This is a genomic window from Paenibacillus andongensis (assembly GCF_025369935.1).
In the GTDB taxonomy this organism is placed as follows: Bacteria; Bacillota; Bacilli; order Paenibacillales; family NBRC-103111; genus Paenibacillus_E; species Paenibacillus_E andongensis.
In genome coordinates this window covers 5,513,712-5,530,716 of record NZ_CP104467.1, presented here as the reverse complement: position 1 = coordinate 5,530,716, position 17,005 = coordinate 5,513,712, and the positions used below count along the sequence as shown (strand labels likewise).

Annotated in this window: 13 protein-coding genes; 8 read left to right on the top strand and 5 right to left on the bottom strand. The window is 44.9% G+C overall.

Annotated elements, in window-relative coordinates:
* Positions 1-23 precede the first annotated feature (23 nt).
* On the bottom strand, positions 24-968 hold the full coding sequence (locus NYR53_RS24795; protein WP_437180071.1) for a DMT family transporter: 945 nt from the start codon (positions 966-968) through the stop codon (positions 24-26).
* A gap of 184 nt (positions 969-1,152) precedes the next feature.
* Here NYR53_RS24795 and NYR53_RS24790 point away from each other — a divergent pair, with 184 nt between their 5' ends.
* Entirely contained in the window at positions 1,153-2,496 is a 1,344-nt protein-coding gene (locus NYR53_RS24790) for an aminotransferase-like domain-containing protein (RefSeq protein WP_261301803.1), read from the top strand.
* Between the two features lie 251 nt (positions 2,497-2,747).
* Here NYR53_RS24790 and NYR53_RS24785 read toward each other — a convergent pair whose 3' ends face one another.
* Genes NYR53_RS24785 through NYR53_RS24775 form a run of 3 tightly spaced genes read right to left on the bottom strand, consistent with a single transcriptional unit; the run spans position 2,748 to position 7,997 of the window.
* Positions 2,748-3,014 carry a hypothetical protein gene (locus tag NYR53_RS24785; protein ID WP_261301802.1) on the bottom strand — a complete coding sequence of 89 codons (267 nt, stop codon included), beginning with the start codon at positions 3,012-3,014 and terminating at the stop codon, positions 2,748-2,750.
* Entirely contained in the window at positions 2,998-3,261 is a 264-nt protein-coding gene (locus tag NYR53_RS24780; RefSeq protein ID WP_261301801.1) for a DUF5132 domain-containing protein, read from the bottom strand. The genes NYR53_RS24785 and NYR53_RS24780 overlap by 17 nt, the downstream gene beginning before the upstream one ends.
* 53 nt (positions 3,262-3,314) lie before the next feature.
* Positions 3,315-7,997 (bottom strand): cation-translocating P-type ATPase, encoded by a 4,683-nt coding sequence (locus NYR53_RS24775; protein WP_261301800.1) that lies wholly within the window; start codon positions 7,995-7,997, stop codon positions 3,315-3,317.
* A 174-nt stretch (positions 7,998-8,171) separates the two neighbouring features.
* Between NYR53_RS24775 and NYR53_RS24770 the strand changes: the two genes are divergently transcribed.
* The 4 genes from NYR53_RS24770 to NYR53_RS24755 all read left to right on the top strand — a co-directional run bounded on the left by NYR53_RS24770 (position 8,172) and on the right by NYR53_RS24755 (position 10,718).
* Entirely contained in the window at positions 8,172-8,390 is a 219-nt protein-coding gene (locus NYR53_RS24770; protein WP_261301799.1) for a hypothetical protein, read from the top strand.
* Between the two features lie 90 nt (positions 8,391-8,480).
* A complete protein-coding gene (locus tag NYR53_RS24765) occupies positions 8,481-8,837 on the top strand; it encodes a glycine zipper domain-containing protein (RefSeq protein ID WP_261301798.1) in 357 nt (118 codons plus the stop codon).
* Between the two features lie 164 nt (positions 8,838-9,001).
* A complete protein-coding gene (gene cdaS / locus NYR53_RS24760) occupies positions 9,002-9,625 on the top strand; it encodes a sporulation-specific diadenylate cyclase CdaS (RefSeq protein ID WP_261301797.1) in 624 nt (207 codons plus the stop codon).
* A gap of 250 nt (positions 9,626-9,875) precedes the next feature.
* Positions 9,876-10,718, top strand: coding sequence for a fused MFS/spermidine synthase (locus NYR53_RS24755; protein WP_261301796.1), 843 nt, complete (start codon positions 9,876-9,878; stop codon positions 10,716-10,718).
* A 45-nt stretch (positions 10,719-10,763) separates the two neighbouring features.
* On the opposite strand, the gene NYR53_RS24750 is transcribed toward NYR53_RS24755, so the two are convergent.
* A complete protein-coding gene (locus tag NYR53_RS24750; protein ID WP_261301795.1) occupies positions 10,764-11,642 on the bottom strand; it encodes a helix-turn-helix domain-containing protein in 879 nt (292 codons plus the stop codon).
* A 234-nt stretch (positions 11,643-11,876) separates the two neighbouring features.
* On the opposite strand from NYR53_RS24750, the gene NYR53_RS24745 reads away from it, so the two are divergent.
* From NYR53_RS24745 to NYR53_RS24735, 3 genes are all read left to right on the top strand, one after another.
* On the top strand, positions 11,877-14,285 hold the full coding sequence (locus NYR53_RS24745) for a glycoside hydrolase family 2 TIM barrel-domain containing protein (RefSeq protein WP_261301794.1): 2,409 nt from the start codon (positions 11,877-11,879) through the stop codon (positions 14,283-14,285).
* 69 nt (positions 14,286-14,354) lie between these two features.
* Entirely contained in the window at positions 14,355-15,464 is a 1,110-nt protein-coding gene (locus tag NYR53_RS24740) for a glycoside hydrolase family 88 protein (protein ID WP_261306511.1), read from the top strand.
* 113 nt (positions 15,465-15,577) lie between these two features.
* The gene (locus tag NYR53_RS24735) at positions 15,578-16,696 is read left to right on the top strand and encodes an alginate lyase family protein (RefSeq protein ID WP_261301793.1); all 1,119 of its coding nucleotides are present in this window, start codon (positions 15,578-15,580) and stop codon (positions 16,694-16,696) included.
* The last annotated feature ends 309 nt before the right edge of the window (positions 16,697-17,005 follow it).

Here is a 17,005-nt window from a genome sequence, read left to right as displayed (position 1 = left end):
CTCCTATTTTTATAATAAAAGATTCACGCTTCTACTTGACCTGCTTGAACATTTACGGCTTTATTCCTTTTCGCTCCAAAACGATTTGTTCCCATAACTCCCGTTATGATCAACAGCGAACCGATGATGGAATATATCGTGATTTGTTCCCCGAGAAATAGTGCGCCGGCCGCGATGGAGACGATAGTCGACAGATTGGAGAATACACTTGTTTTTGAAGCTTCCAATTTTGACAAGCTATAGTTGGAAAGGAGCGCTGTTATGAGTGAGGAAAACACGCCAAGGTAAAAGATTGACAAGAGGAAAGTACCGTTGGTGAGCGGTTTAACTAAGAGATCTATCGTTCCGGCGGTTAAATGATTAGAAACTGAACCAATAAGAAAAGTGATGAAGCCGATTCCGAGCATCAAGTAGGTGATTTCCATTGGGTTGAACGTCCTTAGTAAGGACTTAGCTAAAACACTGTATCCCGCTAAAGCCAGGCAGGATAAGAACAATAGGGATAGGCCTGTCAGGTTCGACAAATCGAGACGGCTTCCCTTCATAATAAAGATGAACATGACGCCGAACACCGAGAGGAAGATCGATAGCTTCTGCATAACGGTTGTGGTTTCCTTCAAAAATACAAAGGCAAGTAGTATCGTCAAGACCGGTGTAATGGCGAATACAATACCTCCTTCGGAAGAGGTGGCGCTCTGCAGCCCAAATGCTTGAAGTGTAAAAAATCCAATCGGGTACATCGTTGCGAGCAGTAACACTTTAGCCAACGGTTTACCACGGTAAGTAAGCTTGATCCAGCCGAACGCAACAGGAATCGACATGATGATGAACGAAGCTGCAAAGCGATTCATTAGCGTATCGAGGGGGTTAGCGTATTCGAGTGCTACTTTGGTAAATAAGAAAGAAAGTCCGACGATCACTGCGTTCAGTACCGCAGCAAGATAAGCAAGTTTCATTTGGTTTTTCATGATGGTTTCCTCCTTCTACGACCTGGATCCTATTCAATGAATGTCATATCCGTTGTATATAAATGTAAGACGAAATGTACATCCGAACAATGCACGATTTCGATAAGTGTATCGATACAGTTAGGTCGTGTATAATGGTGAGAAAAAATTGGATCAATTCTTCCTATCCGAAAAGAGGCGCAGCGTGAAAAAATATATGTCTATTCTTTCTGAAATGGAGCAGAAAATCTTAGATGGTCATTACCATTCAGGCCAAAAGCTGCCTTCTGTCCGCGCTGCTATGAAGATGTACGACTGCAGCCTAAGTACGATCACACGCGTCTATGCAGAACTGGAGAAGCGCCACGCGGTCTATTCGATCCCGCAAAGCGGCTTTTACGTCGTTGAAAATTTAGCGGATAGGCGTAACAGAACGATTGACGAAAAGATCGATTTTGCCTCGGCGTCTCCGGATCTGCACTTGTTTCCGTATTTGGATTTCCAACACTGCTTGAACAAAGCGATTGATACTTATAAATACCAATTATTCACATACGGTGAACCGCAAGGAATGATTCAACTGCGCCAGACGCTTGTCTCTCATTTGGCCGACAGTCAAGTATTTGCAAAAGCGGAGTCGATTGTCGTCACTTCGGGCGCACAGAAGGCATTGGAAATTTTGACAAAAATGCCGTTTCCGAACGGAAACACGATCATCTTGGTCGAGCAGCCGAGTTATGATTATTATTTGCGTTATCTTGAGGCGGAGCGTATCCCGGTTTGCGGAATTGCCCGTACGTCGAAAGGTATTGATTTGCGGGAATTGGAGATGAAGTTCAAAAACGGCGGAATTAAATTTTTTTATACGATGTCGAGATGCCATAATCCGCTTGGAACCTCGTATCGTGTGGAGGAGAGGAGGGCGATCGCCAATTTGGCCAGCAAATATAATGTGTTCGTCGTGGAAGACGATTATATGGCCGACTTAGGCGAAGCAAAGGGGTTTGATTCCATCTATGCATACAACAGAACTTCACACATTGTTTATTTGAAAAGCTTTTCGAAAATCATTTTCCCGGGCTTGCGCTTGGGAGCGGCTGTTTTGCCGGAACGGTTGCTCGAGACATTTCGTTCGTACATTAGTTACGGTGACACCTCGCTTTTGTCCCAGGCTGCACTCGAGGTGTACATCAACAACGGCATGTACACACGGCATAAACATAATATAAAAAGCCAATACGAAGCTCGGATTCGTTTCTTGAATGAAGCCGTACAGAGGCATGATGATACTGGCTTGATAGAAGTATCGGACGTTAGCTCGGGGATTTATATGCAGTTTAAGCTGCCGCAAACAGTCAATCTAGAGCAGTTAATAAAGCGTCTTACAGCAAGGGATGTCAGTGTTGTGTCTGGAAAAGGATTTTATTTATCGGATTTTCTAGAAAGGGAGAAGTTTTTGCGGATCAGCATATCAAAAACAGATTCGGATCAAATCGACAAGGGGGTTAAAGCAATCGTCGAGGAAGTAAAGCGGGAAAGCAGGCTGTAGCTTAACAGACCTCTCGGACTCCAAAGGATTGGTAATTAATTAACCGTATATCTAGGAACAGCCTCGAGAAAAATATCTTAAAATGACTAACATTTAAGAAGGAGGCTATTCTTATCAAGAATCCATTGTACATGTGGCTTGGTAAAAAACTTGGAGTCATCACAGTTAAGAATAAACGCAATTAGCAATGGAACCAAGCAAAGAAACGCCTCTATTCGCAGCTTTGTGCATAAGAGACGTTCTTTTTGTTATTAACGAATGCGAGGAAAGGTAATAAACCCAAGTAGATTGATCCGTGATTTCTTACCCTTATCTCGAACCTGGCCTATAAATTCACCAAGAAATTTCTCCCATTTCAGGCCTACTTCTTTTTTTGCGCCATCGTTCTCAAGGACACTTCGTACACTTTGGTTTAACGCAGCTTCCAGATGAGATAAGGCTTCTCGCAAATGAAAATCTATACTTTGTTCCATGTTGCCAGTATTCACCTCATTTATCATGTCATTTCTCTTCGTCATTAAGCGATGCGATTTCTTTATCAAGCTGCTTTTTCATTCTTTCAAACTGAGCTTCTGCTACAATATCTTCCACTTCTTCCCGAGCCATTTGAAGTAGGGATCTGGCCTGATGTAACAAGCCGCCACTACCCTGCATGCCGGCTGCGGCGAGAGGCCGCAAGGTAGATTTAGCAATGGGGAGTAAGGCGGAGGCAGCTACAGCCAGGGCGGAACCGATAATAATTTTGTCTATGTTCTTTTGAATCATGTGTATCCACCCTCGAAGTTTATTTGGTTATTCTTGAATTCATAGTGCTTCGGTTATGAAACCGCAGCACTCGCATATTCGCCCATGGATGGCAAAGTTTTATTGTCTTGAATTCTCTTAATGAGGGAAAGCAGCGGTTTTGATAAAATCGATACAGATCCGGCTACCCCGATAATGGGAATCCAATGTTGGAAAGAGAGGGGGGCGGTATGGAAAAATCCGGCTAAAGGCGGTATATACAAGGCAGCAAGTAAAGTCAGCCAAGAGATGCCAAGTGCACCAATTAAAAACCGGTCCTTCGTCCAATCGCGAACCGTTTCCTCCGAACCTTCTTGACGCCACGAAAAGGTTTGGATCAATTGTCCCGCAACAAGCGTCGCGAATGCCATGCTTTGCGCAACCGGAATAGGTGCCCCAGCAGCAATACTTGCCGCAAATAAGCCAATTGAACCTAATCCAAGAAGGAGTCCTCTGGTGATCACTTTTTGATACAATGCCTTATCAACGATATCATTTCGTTTCGTCTGTTTGGTCTTATTTCCTGGATTTACAGCCAAAATCATCGCGGGCAAAGCATCCGTCAGCAAATTCATCAGCAATATTTGAATGGGGACTAAAGGAATCGGCAGTCCGACCATGACAGCAGCGCTAGTTACGATAATCTCTGCTAAATTACCGGTCAATAAACATCCAAGTGCTTTACGGATATTGCCTATGATCGTTCGGCCTTCTTTAACACCATCAACTATTGTTCCAAAATGATCTCCGGTTAAGACCATATCCGCCGTTTCTTTGGTAACTTCCGTTCCTGTTCGTCCCATTGCAATCCCAACGTTGGCTTGTTTGATAGCAGGGGTATCATTAACGCCGTCGCCCGTCATGGCAACAATATGTCCATGCTTTTGAAAAGCAGTAACGATTCGAAGTTTATGTTCCGGTGTAACCCTCGCAAAAATAGTGATTTGGTCGATAATCCGATCCAGTTCATCATCCGATAAACGTTCAAGCTCATACCCACTAATAACATTCTGAGAACCATTATAGATGCCAAGCTGCTTCGCGATGGCAATGGCGGTAATCGGATGATCACCTGTGATCATAACGGGCTTCACGCCTAACTCCAGAGCCTCTTGGATATTGTGTGCAACGTCGTTTTTCGGAGGGTCCATCATCCCTGCCATACCTACATAAATCATTTCCTTCTCGTCCATTCCCTCCTCATTCGTATGTTCATCCATGGGACGATAAGCGAAGGCAAGTACGCGCAAGGCATCTGAAGAAAGTTTCTCATTCTGTTGTAAAATAAGCTGTTTTTGCTCTTCCGATAGTGGGAAAATTTCACCATTCTTTTGATATCGGTTGCAATGGCGAACGATGGTTTCAACGGCTCCTTTTGAAAACAGGAAACATTCCTGCTCAGTCATCGTGTCTTTACAGATAACACTCATTTTGGCCGTGCCCGAGTCAAACGGTATTTCAAGTCCGCGATGCCAATGGGACATATTCTTTTCCCATAATCCGGTTTTGGCGGCCAGCGTGAGAAGTGCTCCTTCGGTTGGATCTCCTTTGGTTATCCATCTTCCTTCCTCTTGTTCGAGTTTGCTGTTATTACACAGCACACAGATTTGGAGAAGTCGCTTCAAATCAGGATTATGGTGATGATCCTGCATATCCGATTGGACAGCAGCAGCGGAAGTGGCTGCCACTTCGGGCATGACCTCTTCGAACTGACCTGTCGGATCATACCCGTCACCTGTGATTGTCCATGCCCGATCAACCGTCGAAAGGGCTTTAACGGTCATCTCATTTTTAGTTAAAGTGCCTGTCTTATCGGTGCAAATGATCGTTGTTCTACCTAATGTTTCCAAGGAAGAAAGCTTTCTAATCAACGCGTTTTTCTTAGCCATTCGGAAAATTCCCGCACTTAAAGCAATAGTAATCGTAACAGGAAGTCCTTCGGGAATAGCAGAAGCAGCCAGCGTGATGGAAGTCGTAATCATTTGCGTAATCGGTATACCGCGCAGCAGTCCGGTTATGAAGACAAGTCCGCCAGCCACAAGAGCGCCTTTGACAAATTTTTTGCTTATAGACGTTACCTTTTCCTGCAAGGGAGTAACTTCTTTGTCATGATTCTTCATAAGGGACATTAAATGGCCCATCTCGGTTTGCATGCCGGTATGTACAACGACACCGATCCCTTTACCCGCGCATACATCCGTCCCCATGAAAAGCATATTTCTCCGATCGGACAGAGGACAATCTTCCCTCAAAGCAGATTCGTTTTTTTCAATGGGTAACGATTCCCCCGTTAGGGCGGCTTCGTTGACACGCAAACTCCTTGAGCTAATCAAACGTATATCGGCTGGGACACGATCCCCAGCTTCAAAGCTAACGATATCGCCAGGTATCAATTCAGCTGCAGACATTTCTGTCTGCTTGCCGTCTCTTATTGTTCGGCAGACCGGCGGTTGAAATTGATTCAGCGTCTCGACGACCTTCTCCGCTTTTCGCTCCTGAATCGTCCCAATGGCAGCATTAGCGAGAAGGATAGATCCCATGGCAATGCCATCGAATACGCCGCCAGTAAATAGAGCTAGAACTGAGGTGCCGAGCAGAATGAGAGTTGTAAATTCCTTGAATTGTCCCAAATAGGAGACGAGCCAAGGGGTTGGTTGTTTGCTTTCAAGCTGGTTCGAACCATAACGATTTCGGAGCGAAACAACTTGCTCAGTCGTCAGACCCTGCTTTGGATCGACATGGAAATCTCGGGTGATTTGTTCACTTGAAAGGGCATGCCAAATAGGAGGAGCCTCCAAAGCAGCAGCTATTTCTGGTTGGTACGTATTTGATGATAAGGCTGGGAATGATTCGCTTATTTTTTTCGATCTGGACATAAATACAAGAGATAAAGCATCTGCAGCTAAATTGACGATAGGGGCGCTCATCATTCCGAACGTCGCTAATGCGCTGCCTAATATATTCCACTTTTTCGAAACAGAAGCATGTTGGTTTACGGTTTGATCAATGATCTCGGCGTACGTAGCACTTTCCTGAATACGTTTCAACTCATTAACGGAAATTGAGGCTAAGCCTGCTTCTTTGAAAAAAGCATTGATCGAATTTTCCTCTGTACTTGAGACAAATAATACTTCCTCGCCTTGCTGCTGCATGGCGGCGATTTTTTCAATGATTTCACCATGCTCTAGTCCTAACCAATTTACTTCCATGCCGAACCGGGAAAGCAATTCATCACTGATTTGCAAACTGTTATGTAATAACTGGATGCGCCAACCTTTTTCTAAAAAAGATGCCGCTGTAAGCCCTTGTTCATTGATGGCGGTTTCTTGATGTCTGACAATTAGACCTAAACATTCATTGTTCTTGATTCCTTGCTTTCCTACGAACAGGACACTGCTGCCCTTCTTCACCAGTCTTTTTGCTTTTAACTCAAATGCGGAGCAATCAATGCCATGCTCCTCAAAATACTTGAAACTGCCGAGCAAAATGCGGGAATCATTTATTTTTCCTTTCATTCCTTGTTCATCTTCTTCGACATGAAATGCGGTGCGAATCGTACGACACGATTGTTTGGCCTTGTTCCATATCTCATCTTTCCAAGGATGGTTGCTTTTGGCCATCAATGACGCTGCATAACAAACAATTTTATCTGCGTCTGATTCATTCACTGTCAGACACTCTATTTCTTCAATTTCCGGAGGGTCAAATAGGAGAGATGAGTCTTCAATTAACATGGTTTTCGTACGTGCAAGTTGAGACAATGATCCTTTTGCCGGAAGGACATAATTTCTTTCATCAGAAACAAGACCAGCTTGATTCCAAGCACATGCAGCGGGTAAAGTCATGGGCCGCGGATTTGCTGCCAGAAGAACAGCGATTGCACGCAGCGGATTTCGGGTTACCGCCCATGTTACTCCGGCGGCGATCATTCCCAATTTGCTGGCCCTTTCACTGTACACTTGAATATCGGGCGACAAGGAAACATCTTGTTTCGATTGTAAGACAGACTGACTTCTCTTCCAGTTAACGAATTGTAACAGACTTAAACCAGCTAACACGACTAAGTTTTCGCGTATAAGTGCGAGAGCTAACGCACTTGTTCCTAAAATAAGATCGGAATTTATTTGTTTCTTGTCTGAGAAGTTCTGAACGCCACGCTTTAAGAACGGGTAACCCGTTATGACGGAAACGAGAGCCGATAGATAGAAAGGAGCCGGACTTCTTGCCAATGCCGAGCGTCCCATAAACAATTGCTTCGCTCCCAGAATAGCCAGCCCGCCCATAGACAAAGCCAGAGGGAGGGGGATTTTCCCTGCGATTGGATTCGTACTTGGGATTTGCAATTGAGGAAGAACTCTGATGTCTTCAGGTAGTTCAAGGTCAACATCTTGTGCTGCTGCAACTTCCTGCTTTACTTCTTCCTTCATAGAAACGACGTTGTCAAGGGCGTGCCCTGGGGTATTCTGAAGGCAAACCTGTTCTTCCGTAGTTCGGATAATCCCGAAAATATCTTGTTGTGAAATCCGCTTTTCATCGTAAAGAAGAAGCAATCTGCCTGTTAGAATACATGGCTCTGCTTTGTAAATTCCTTTACATGTCGAGAAGCTTTTGATAAGTAGATCGGCAGTAAGCTTGCTTCCCTTCAGGCCGCAGATTTCCATGCGTAATCTCCCCGGCAAAACGTGGAGAAATCTGTTCTTGCTTTGCAATGAATACATCCCTTTACTCTCCTTACCCCATGATGAATTGACTTGGATATTGATTTGGGTATTATTCACAGTCCATAATTCAAATATTCATTTGTTAACTTCCTGAAACTTAGGAACTTATTTCGTATAAAAAATTTCATTTTATGGAATTATTTAAATAAATTTTTGTTGGAGGGTTAACCTATGAAAAGTAAATCTCTATTCGGAATTATCCTAGGAGCAGCGGCACTCGTACTTGCTGTATCTCCAGAAGGTAGAAAAGCCGTACGCAAATTTGCGGTTAAAGGTACGGGAGCGTGGCTCGAGATGAAGGACCAAATCAAAGAAGCGGCTTCCCCGTTTCCATCTGAGCAGATGGAAAGTATGAGGGTAACAGAAGATCCGATCCCGAAAGAAATATGAGGGTAATGTTGGAAGTGTCTGATTTAATGAATTTTCAAAGGAATGGGGCATACTTTCATATGTGAAAAATAAAAAAGAAGGAGAGATCACATGTTACAAGGTGGCTCATTATGGGCAGGTCTTATTTCCGGAGGAATATCTGAATTACAAGATGTGAGGGATTTAACAAAGGGACAAATGGATAAAAAAGAATTTGCCGTGAAAACAACGGGAAATGTAACAGGGGCATTCGGCATCATGGCCGGTATTGAGTATGGAGCGATGCTTGGAACTACGGTTCTTCCTGGTGTTGGGACCGTCGTTGGATCCGTTATCGGTGGTATATTGGGTAACAGTCTAGGACAAAGGCTCGGCACACAAGCCGGAAATGCAATCGTTCACAATCCTTTATTGAATAATCTGACCAAAACGGCAACGCAAACGGTCAATAATGTGACAGCATCTTAATAGTCGCAAGGTTTTAATTTGAATTGGAAAATGAACATGCCCCAAAACTCGCTATTTTTCAATAGAGCGAGTTTTTTCTTCATTATTTGACATAGTAAATGATAAGAATACCGTGGTTGATCAACTTATTCGTGAATATAAAATCAAGTTCTGAGGTGTGCCGAGTGCAGCAAGAAAATTGCGATATATCCCCGATGAAAGAACAGTTGAAGCAACAATTGCGCCACATTTCTGCTGAAATAGAGTGCAGCTTGGATACCTTAGATAATGATGAAAACAACTGTCTTTTAAGTCGATTTGACGACATTCGCGAAGCCTTCAAACAAGTCGAATCCATAGCTGCTTCCTTCTATTTGCAATGTTATTTATCCTCATTCACAACCCATTATTTAGACTTGTCCATTTGCATTCAGCATCTGTCGGAACGAAGGCATGGTGCTTTGATCGTGATCCAGAGGAACGATCTGCTGGATATGTTTATGCACTCTGGCATTAGGTTGGAAGCAACATTGACGTACTCGTTAGTGGAAGCCATCTTTTATCCTGGCAACCCGCTGCATGATGGAGCCCTTTTAATTCAATCCGATCGAATCGTTTCGGCTGCGAATGTGCTGCCAGTATCTAATATTACGGTTGAAAAGAAGATGGGGACACGACACCGTGCCGCGATAGGTTTGACAGAGCGAACCGATGCTCTTGTGCTTGTCGTTTCAGAAGAAACCGGCAATGCTTCTTTTGCCTATAAGGGAATCCTGCACCCCATTCATTCTTTGGACCCAATGATTTAGCCGATCATAAAGCGATAGATTCAATTCTCTTTCCCTTGTCTGCATGCAGCCCACACTTTCCCGAAAAATATGGCATATCATAATTTTAATTTGTGTGGGAAACTCAAGGGAACTGAAAAGATGATGTGAGGTGAAATCATTGCAAAAAATGACAAAGACTCCAAGTAAGATTAAAAAGGTAATAGCTAGAAAACCAAAGCTTAATCAAATGCGGGGGGATATATGGGATCAATACACACTAAAGCATTTAATGCAAAGGAAACCTAAAATCATATATAAAGGTAAAAGTCGGTTTCAAAATATTGTCTTGCTCGAAGCGAAAGATGTAAGGATGTATCTAGATAAGCAGCTGCAATTCAGTTCATTGGATGAACGTTTTTATCATGAGGCACTTGTTCACCCGGCAATGACGATGTCAACTGGACGACGGCATGTATTGATATTAGGCGGAGGCGATGGATTCGCAGTAAGAGAAGTGCTTAAATACAAGGATGTAAAAACGGTTGATTTGGTGGAGTTGGATCCCAAAATTATCAAAATAGCCAAAAGAAAACCCATATCTACATTAAATCATCGATCATTATTTGATAAGCGCGTGAAGATTCATCAAATGGATGCTAAATTGTTTTTCCCTACTTCTAAATCCTATCAGGTGATTATCGTTGATTTTCCCGATCCATCAGACAAAGTGATTAGTAAGCTGTACACGAAAGAATTCTTTCAACGCGTAGTTAAATCGCTTGCGCCAGGTGGTATGATTGTCATCCAATCCAATTCGACAGAAGATATGCCGCGTGTCTATTGGAGCATTCATCATACATTGAGAAGCATAGGCATGAAGACGAAAAGCTACTTTGTTTATGTCCCTTCCTTCGGAGATTGGGGCTTCCAGATCGCTTCGTTTAAAAACTTTGTCCCCGGTAGAAAGAAAGTGCCTGTCCCCAACCAAACACTCCCCAAAAACATAGCAACATTGTTCAAATTGCCATCAGAAGTGCTTGAATCAAAAAAGGATGCCTTACCAAATAGCTTGAAAAATCTGAGGTTATTTAAATATTATCATGCGGATCAAAAAGAGTCCGTAGGACGCTAAGAAAAGATTGAGGGCTATGGAATAGTCCTCTTTGGTCTTTTCATATTAGGGTTGGCCTGACGTCCTTTTAAACTGACAGGGGGTCAATCCTACGTGTTTCTTGAACATTTGGCAAAAATAAGAGAAGTTTCCCAGCCCGACAGCCAGCCCGATTCCCTGGATAGAGATGTCGCTTGTTTTAAGCAATAAGCAGGCTTGACGAATGCGTCTAGCAGTCAAATATTCGGTTATGCTGCTGCCTACAATTTGCTTAAATACCGCGGATATGTGATTTGGTGATAAATGAATAGCCTGTGCGAGTTGATTGAGTTCAAATGGCTCCATGTAATGGATTTCGATCCATCCCATGACCTTCTCAGCAATGGATGATGACTTTACTTTGGCATTACGTTCGGAGTTTAGGGGATAACCGGTTCTTGGATAGGAAGTTTTCAGATGATGCATCAAGTTGGTTAAGAAGAATAATTGCTCTTCGAGCAATTGTTCCGGTTTGGCATGCTCAATTGCATGCTGGTGTGCTTGGAGTATGTTATGAAGAGCCTCCGTATCTAGTCCACTTATCATTTGAATCGATAGGGGGTCTCTCCAAAGCTTCTGGAAAAATTCACGTGTGGAAGGGAACGCCGCCAAACAGCCATCAAGCACATCGGGTTCGAATACGAAAAATGATCGGATGTACGCTTGATGGGCTGCTTCGTTCATACGTATCCGATGAAGCTGAAAAGGTCTGAAGTAAAAGAGCACACCTGGAGCCAGATCGAAAATTTGTTGTTCCACAATGACTGTACCGGTGCCTTCGTGGACGATGAGGATTTCCATACCTTGATGTGCGTGATAGATTTCCGCGAATGCATTCGTCCGATTTCGATAAAATTGAAGATGTGCCGGATGTTGATTCAGGTTCAAGTAATTCATTACCTTCATACTCAGAATGACTCCCATCTTCTCTAATCTGTTAAATCATAATACAACAACATTTTATCATAAGAGCACTACACTCTGTTCGATTGATTTTTGCTATACTGAGGGCAAGAATTTCGGTGGGAGTGATAGACATTGCTTGGTCAAAGGTTGAATCAGAATTGGGAGCATTACTGTGGGAGTCTAGGAGGCGTATGGGAGGTATGGCGGGGCGATAAGCTCCAAAATCACTATAACGTGCCATGGAAGCAAGTAGAGCTTCCGCACTCTTACAATGCTTTGGATACGATGGACCCGGACAGTAAGTACTATCAAGGGCAGGGCTGGTATCGCACGAAACTGGAAGTGAACAACCCGTATCCGAATGGGCGAACGCTCTTGCACTTCGAAGGAACTGGTCAGCGTTCTAATGTATTTGTTTATACCGAGCAGGTAGGAGAACACCTTGGTGGGTATGATGAATTCACGGTAGATATTACGGAAGCCGCCGAACGAGCGCGGGAAATTGAACGCTATGGGGGGAAAGTTCCCGTAGCCGTCATGTGCGATAACAGCCGTGAGCTGGAGACGATTCCGTCAGATGCCAGCGATTTCCACTTATATGGCGGTGTGTATCGCTATCTGAATTTAGTTTATGTGCCAGCGGTGTCGCTGGAGAAAGTACATATCGAGACGGACATACAAGATTTGCAAAAGTCGATGGTTTCCGGCCCTAATTCGCTAACTTCCTGTACAGTGAAAGTTCGTGCTGCGTTATATAATCCAAGGGGCTTGAACGAAAACCTGCAATTGACGATCCAACTAACAGACCCATCGGGTCATGTGATAGCGGTTTCAAATGTGAACGCAATGCCGTGGGATGGGGATAAGGAGCTAACGGTATTCGAGCTTGATACACCTCAGCTCTGGTCGACGGATCAACCTGTCTTGTATGGTTGTAAGGTGACACTTTCGAGTGTCCATGGAGAGACAACGCTTTACGAGAGATTCGGGGTTCGTTTCTTTGAGTTTATGAAGCAAGGGCCGTTCAAGCTTAATGGTGAACGCTTATTGCTTCGCGGAACTCATCGTCATGAGGATCATGCCGGTGTTGGGCCTGCGATGACAGAAGAGATGATTCGGGAAGAAATGCAATTGATTAAGAGCATGGGCGCTAACTTTATTCGGCTCGGGCATTACCAGCAATCGAGAATTGTATTGAATCTTTGCGATGAGCTCGGCCTGTTGGTTTGGGAGGAAATCCCTTGGTGCCGTGGAGGGTTAGGGGGCGAAGCTTACCGTCAGCAATGTCGCGATATGCTAAGCGCGATGATCTCTCAGCATTACAATCATCCGTCCGTGATTCTATGGGGGCTTGGCAATGAAAATGATTGGGAATGCGATTTTGATTATTTTGACCAAGAAGAAATCCGCAGCTTTATGCAAGAGCTTCATGACCTGTCACACCAGTTGGATACGGGGCGTCTGACCGCGATACGGCGATGTGAGTTTTGCAAAGATATTATTGATGTCTACTCGCCTTCGATTTGGGCAGGGTGGTATCGAGGGATATACACAGATTACGAGAAAAGCTGCAGGATGGCCTTCGAACAAGTAGACTCCTTTTTCCATATGGAATGGGGAGCAGATAATTTGCCAACTCGGCATGTGGAGAAAACGTATACAGGTTTCGAGTTTATCCCTAACGGAGATGGAGCTACAGAGGAGCGAGACGGGGATTATTTACTGACTGGAGGCGAAACGCGAGTTTCTCGAGACGGGGATTGGTCAGAGACGTACTTCTGTGAAATGATCGATTGGTATTTAAAATGCCAAGAGGAAATGGAGTGGCTGACAGGTGCGGCACAATGGTCCTTCAAGGATTTCGCCACGCCAGTCCGTCCGGACTCACCGATTCCGTATCTGAATATGAAGGGAATCGTGGAACGTGATTTGACGAAGAAAGAAGCCTTTTATGTCTTCCAATCCTACTGGTCCAAGGAACCCATGGTGCGTATCTACGGTCACACGATGCCAGTCCGATGGGGTGCTGAAGAGGAGCAGAAGCTCCTAAAGGTTTACTCCAATTGCTCTAAGGCAGAGCTTTTCCTTAACGGGGTTAGTTTAGGCGTGAAACAGCGAGATTCCAAAGACTTTCCATGTGCGGGTCTACGTTGGAGCACGGCTTTCCATCCTGGCCTGAACCATGTGCAGGTTATCGCTGAGAAGGAAGGTATCATCGTGAAAGATGAGCTGATCTTCAATTACCAGACAGAGACATGGGGGGACCCGGCGGAGCTTCAGCTTACGTCAGTGAAACAGGATGATGGTCGGATCTATGTGGAAGCGCGTATGTTTGACGAGAAGGGTGTTTTTTGTCCAGATGCTTCTCATTTCATTCGATTTGGTCTTAGCGGCGATGGCAAGCTGCTTGATGGTCTTGGCACGATCCATGGTTCGAAGCTTGTACAGCTGGCAACTGGACGTGCGGGGATTTATATCGATCCGTTAGGAGGAAGTGCAGCTGCTATCGGTGAGACTGCGTTCATATCTGCGGGGGGACCAGCCATGGCTGCGGTCAAAGCAGGCAAGGTAACTCATCTACCGACTACGGTCGTTAGCGCGAAGTGTGAAGGATTGGCTACTGCTTTTATCACCTTACAATAAACCAAAGGAGCGAATCGAATGGAGAACAAGACAACGATTCAAGCTGACAAGTGGAAGAACGCGGCAAGTATGAAGGAAGCACTGCCTCACGTATGGGAGGCGCTGCAGGTTAAAGTAGATAGAATGATCGAGCAGCTCGGGGATAAATCTCCGCACGTCGCTAAGGAAAACGGTATCTATGATGATATGCGGCACGATTGGTGGACATCCGGTTTTTGGCCTGGCATCCTGTGGATTATGCACGAAATGACCGGTAAGGAGCATTACAAGAAGGCAGCTTGGGGCTGGGATGAGAAGTTTGAAAAGAAGATGATCGAGGCTAACAACTATCATCATGATGTCGGCTTTCAATTCCTGCCGACGGCGGTTATCAAATACAAGCTAACAGGTGATCAGGATGGTAAGCGCCGGGGGCTGTTTGCGGCAAACTTTTTAACTGGACGCTTCAATCTGGCTGGTCAATTTCTGAGAGCATGGAATCAAGAAAAAATCGGTTGGTCTATCGTAGATTCGTCTATGAACTTGTCCATATTATTTTGGGCTGCACAAGAGTCTGCTGATCCGCGGTTTGAGCATGTAGGGAAGGCACATGCGGATACGGTGGTGGAACATTTCATCCGAGAAGACGGATCTGTGAATCACATTCTTAGCTTTGACCCTAGGTCGGGTGAACTCATCGAATCTCTTGGCGGGCAGGGGGCAGGACCTCACTCTTCCTGGAGCCGTGGGCAAGCCTGGGCGCTGCATGGTATGGCGAACACTTACCGTTATACAGGGGATACCAAATATCTCCATGCGGCTAGACGCGTAGCACACTATTTCCTTGCTTGTTTACCTGAGGATTATGTAGCGCATTGGGATTTCCGCGCAGACGAATCATTGGAGGGTCTTCCGCGCGACACGTCTGCGGCAACCTGCGCTGCGTCTGGTTTGCTTGAGCTGGCTGATGCACTTCCAGCCGTTGAGGGCGCACTTTATCGACGGGCAGCGGAACGGATCCTGCTTTCCTTGACCCAGAACTATGCGACATGGGATCAACCGGAACACGAGGCGATCCTGCTTGGCGGAACTGGCAACTTCCCCGCCGGACAGAACATTGATGTTTCCTTGATCTACGGAGACTATTATTACGTTGAAGCCATTGCGAAGCTGCTAGGCTGGAAAAATCGTATTTTCTAGCATCACTGGTCTGTGACCCACTAATTCCATTATGGAATTAGTGGGTCACAGACCAAATTCTTTTACATAGAAGATCTTGGAAAGTAAGTATTTTGCAGGGGAGGAGCTTGAAGATGATAATCTTAAAATTACGCAAGGAACAATGGAAAGATTACTTTGATATGGACAAAATTCTTCATGATGCGGAGGAATCGCTTCACGCCCCGATGATACATCTAACAGATCATATTGCTCCTGAAAGTCCTGGGGGCTTGCACGATTATTATTCGAATGGCGATTACTGGTGGCCGAATCCAGATACGGAAAACGGACTGCCGTATATTCGCCGAGATGGTGAAAGTAATCCTGGCAATTTCGATCATCACCGGAAAATGCTGCGGTTAATGAGGTCGCATGTGGTCAGGTTGACTTCGGCCTATCGGATCACGGAGGATGAACGGTATGTGGCCAAAGCGGTTCAGCTTTTGAAGGGGTTTTTCTTGGATGAACAGACCCGAATGAATCCGCATCTGCTGTATGCCCAAGCGATTCCTGGCGTATGTGAGGGAAGGGGAATCGGGATTATCGATACGCTTCATTTGATCGACGTAACGGTTGCCTTTGAAGTTTTACAAAGGTCTTCGCGTGTGGACGAAGCTATAAGTAGGGGCCTCGTTGATTGGTTCTCCAGTTACTCGAATTGGATAAGCACTCACCCTCAAGGTATTGAAGAAAGGGATGCGTCCAATAATCATGGGATCTGCTGGTTCGTGCAAGCAGCTGCCTTTGGACGGATGACCGGAAATCAAGAGATGCTTGCATATTGCCGGGAACAATTCAAGACCCGTCTGCTGGTTGAGCAAATGGATCAGAACGGCAGTTTACCTAGGGAATTGGCGCGAACTAAGCCTTACGCTTATTCCATCTTCGCATTGGATAATCTGGTCACTCTCTGCCACATCCTCTCGACTCCGAGTGATAACCTATGGGATTTTCAATTACCCGATGGAAGGGGAGTCCGGAAGGGAATCGATTTTTTGACGCCATATTTGTTAAATAAAGCTGCATGGCCTTACAGGCATGATGTGGAGTGCTTTGAAGACTGGCCTGTCGGGATATCGTTTCTATTATTCGCGGGGCTTGCTTACAAATCTGATGATTTGCTGAAGCTGTGGCACGAGCTGGATAAAAGCCCTGCGAGTTTGGAGGTGCGCCGAAATATGGCCATCCGACAACCGTTGCTTTGGTTGTGAAAATGTGAAGGCAAGGTCGTGGAGGGATGTCCTGGTAACTCAGGACACTCCCTTTTTTCCTGCTCCCGTGCTGCATGAATCAAAGGACCTGGCCAACGGCCAGGTTTTTCTTGTTTTACATCCATATTTGAATATCCAAATGAAATAATGAGGGTCTGTAGTTTCGATTTTAAAGATGAATTTACGATTATGAAGATTTATTATCTCTATGATTTATATAGAATTGAGGGTGAGTGCGCACTCGACGACGATGAAAGGAGTTCAAGGGTTAGAAGGTTGGTTGTTCGTTAATGAAACCAAGATTAGAGG

Excerpts from the sequence above, each read along its gene's own strand:
- NYR53_RS24795 (WP_437180071.1), bottom strand. The coding sequence starts at position 968 with ATGAAAAACCAAATGAAACTTGCTTATCTTGCTGCGGTACTGAACGCA.
- NYR53_RS24785 (WP_261301802.1), bottom strand. The coding sequence starts at position 3,014 with ATGACGAAGAGAAATGACATGATAAATGAGGTGAATACTGGCAACATG.
- NYR53_RS24780 (WP_261301801.1), bottom strand. The coding sequence starts at position 3,261 with ATGATTCAAAAGAACATAGACAAAATTATTATCGGTTCCGCCCTGGCT.
- NYR53_RS24775 (WP_261301800.1), bottom strand. The coding sequence starts at position 7,997 with ATGTATTCATTGCAAAGCAAGAACAGATTTCTCCACGTTTTGCCGGGG.
- NYR53_RS24770 (WP_261301799.1), top strand. The coding sequence starts at position 8,172 with ATGAAAAGTAAATCTCTATTCGGAATTATCCTAGGAGCAGCGGCACTC.
- NYR53_RS24765 (WP_261301798.1), top strand. The coding sequence starts at position 8,481 with ATGTTACAAGGTGGCTCATTATGGGCAGGTCTTATTTCCGGAGGAATA.
- NYR53_RS24755 (WP_261301796.1), top strand. The coding sequence starts at position 9,876 with ATGCAAAGGAAACCTAAAATCATATATAAAGGTAAAAGTCGGTTTCAA.
- NYR53_RS24750 (WP_261301795.1), bottom strand. The coding sequence starts at position 11,642 with ATGAAGGTAATGAATTACTTGAACCTGAATCAACATCCGGCACATCTT.
- NYR53_RS24740 (WP_261306511.1), top strand. The coding sequence starts at position 14,355 with ATGAAGGAAGCACTGCCTCACGTATGGGAGGCGCTGCAGGTTAAAGTA.
- NYR53_RS24735 (WP_261301793.1), top strand. The coding sequence starts at position 15,578 with ATGATAATCTTAAAATTACGCAAGGAACAATGGAAAGATTACTTTGAT.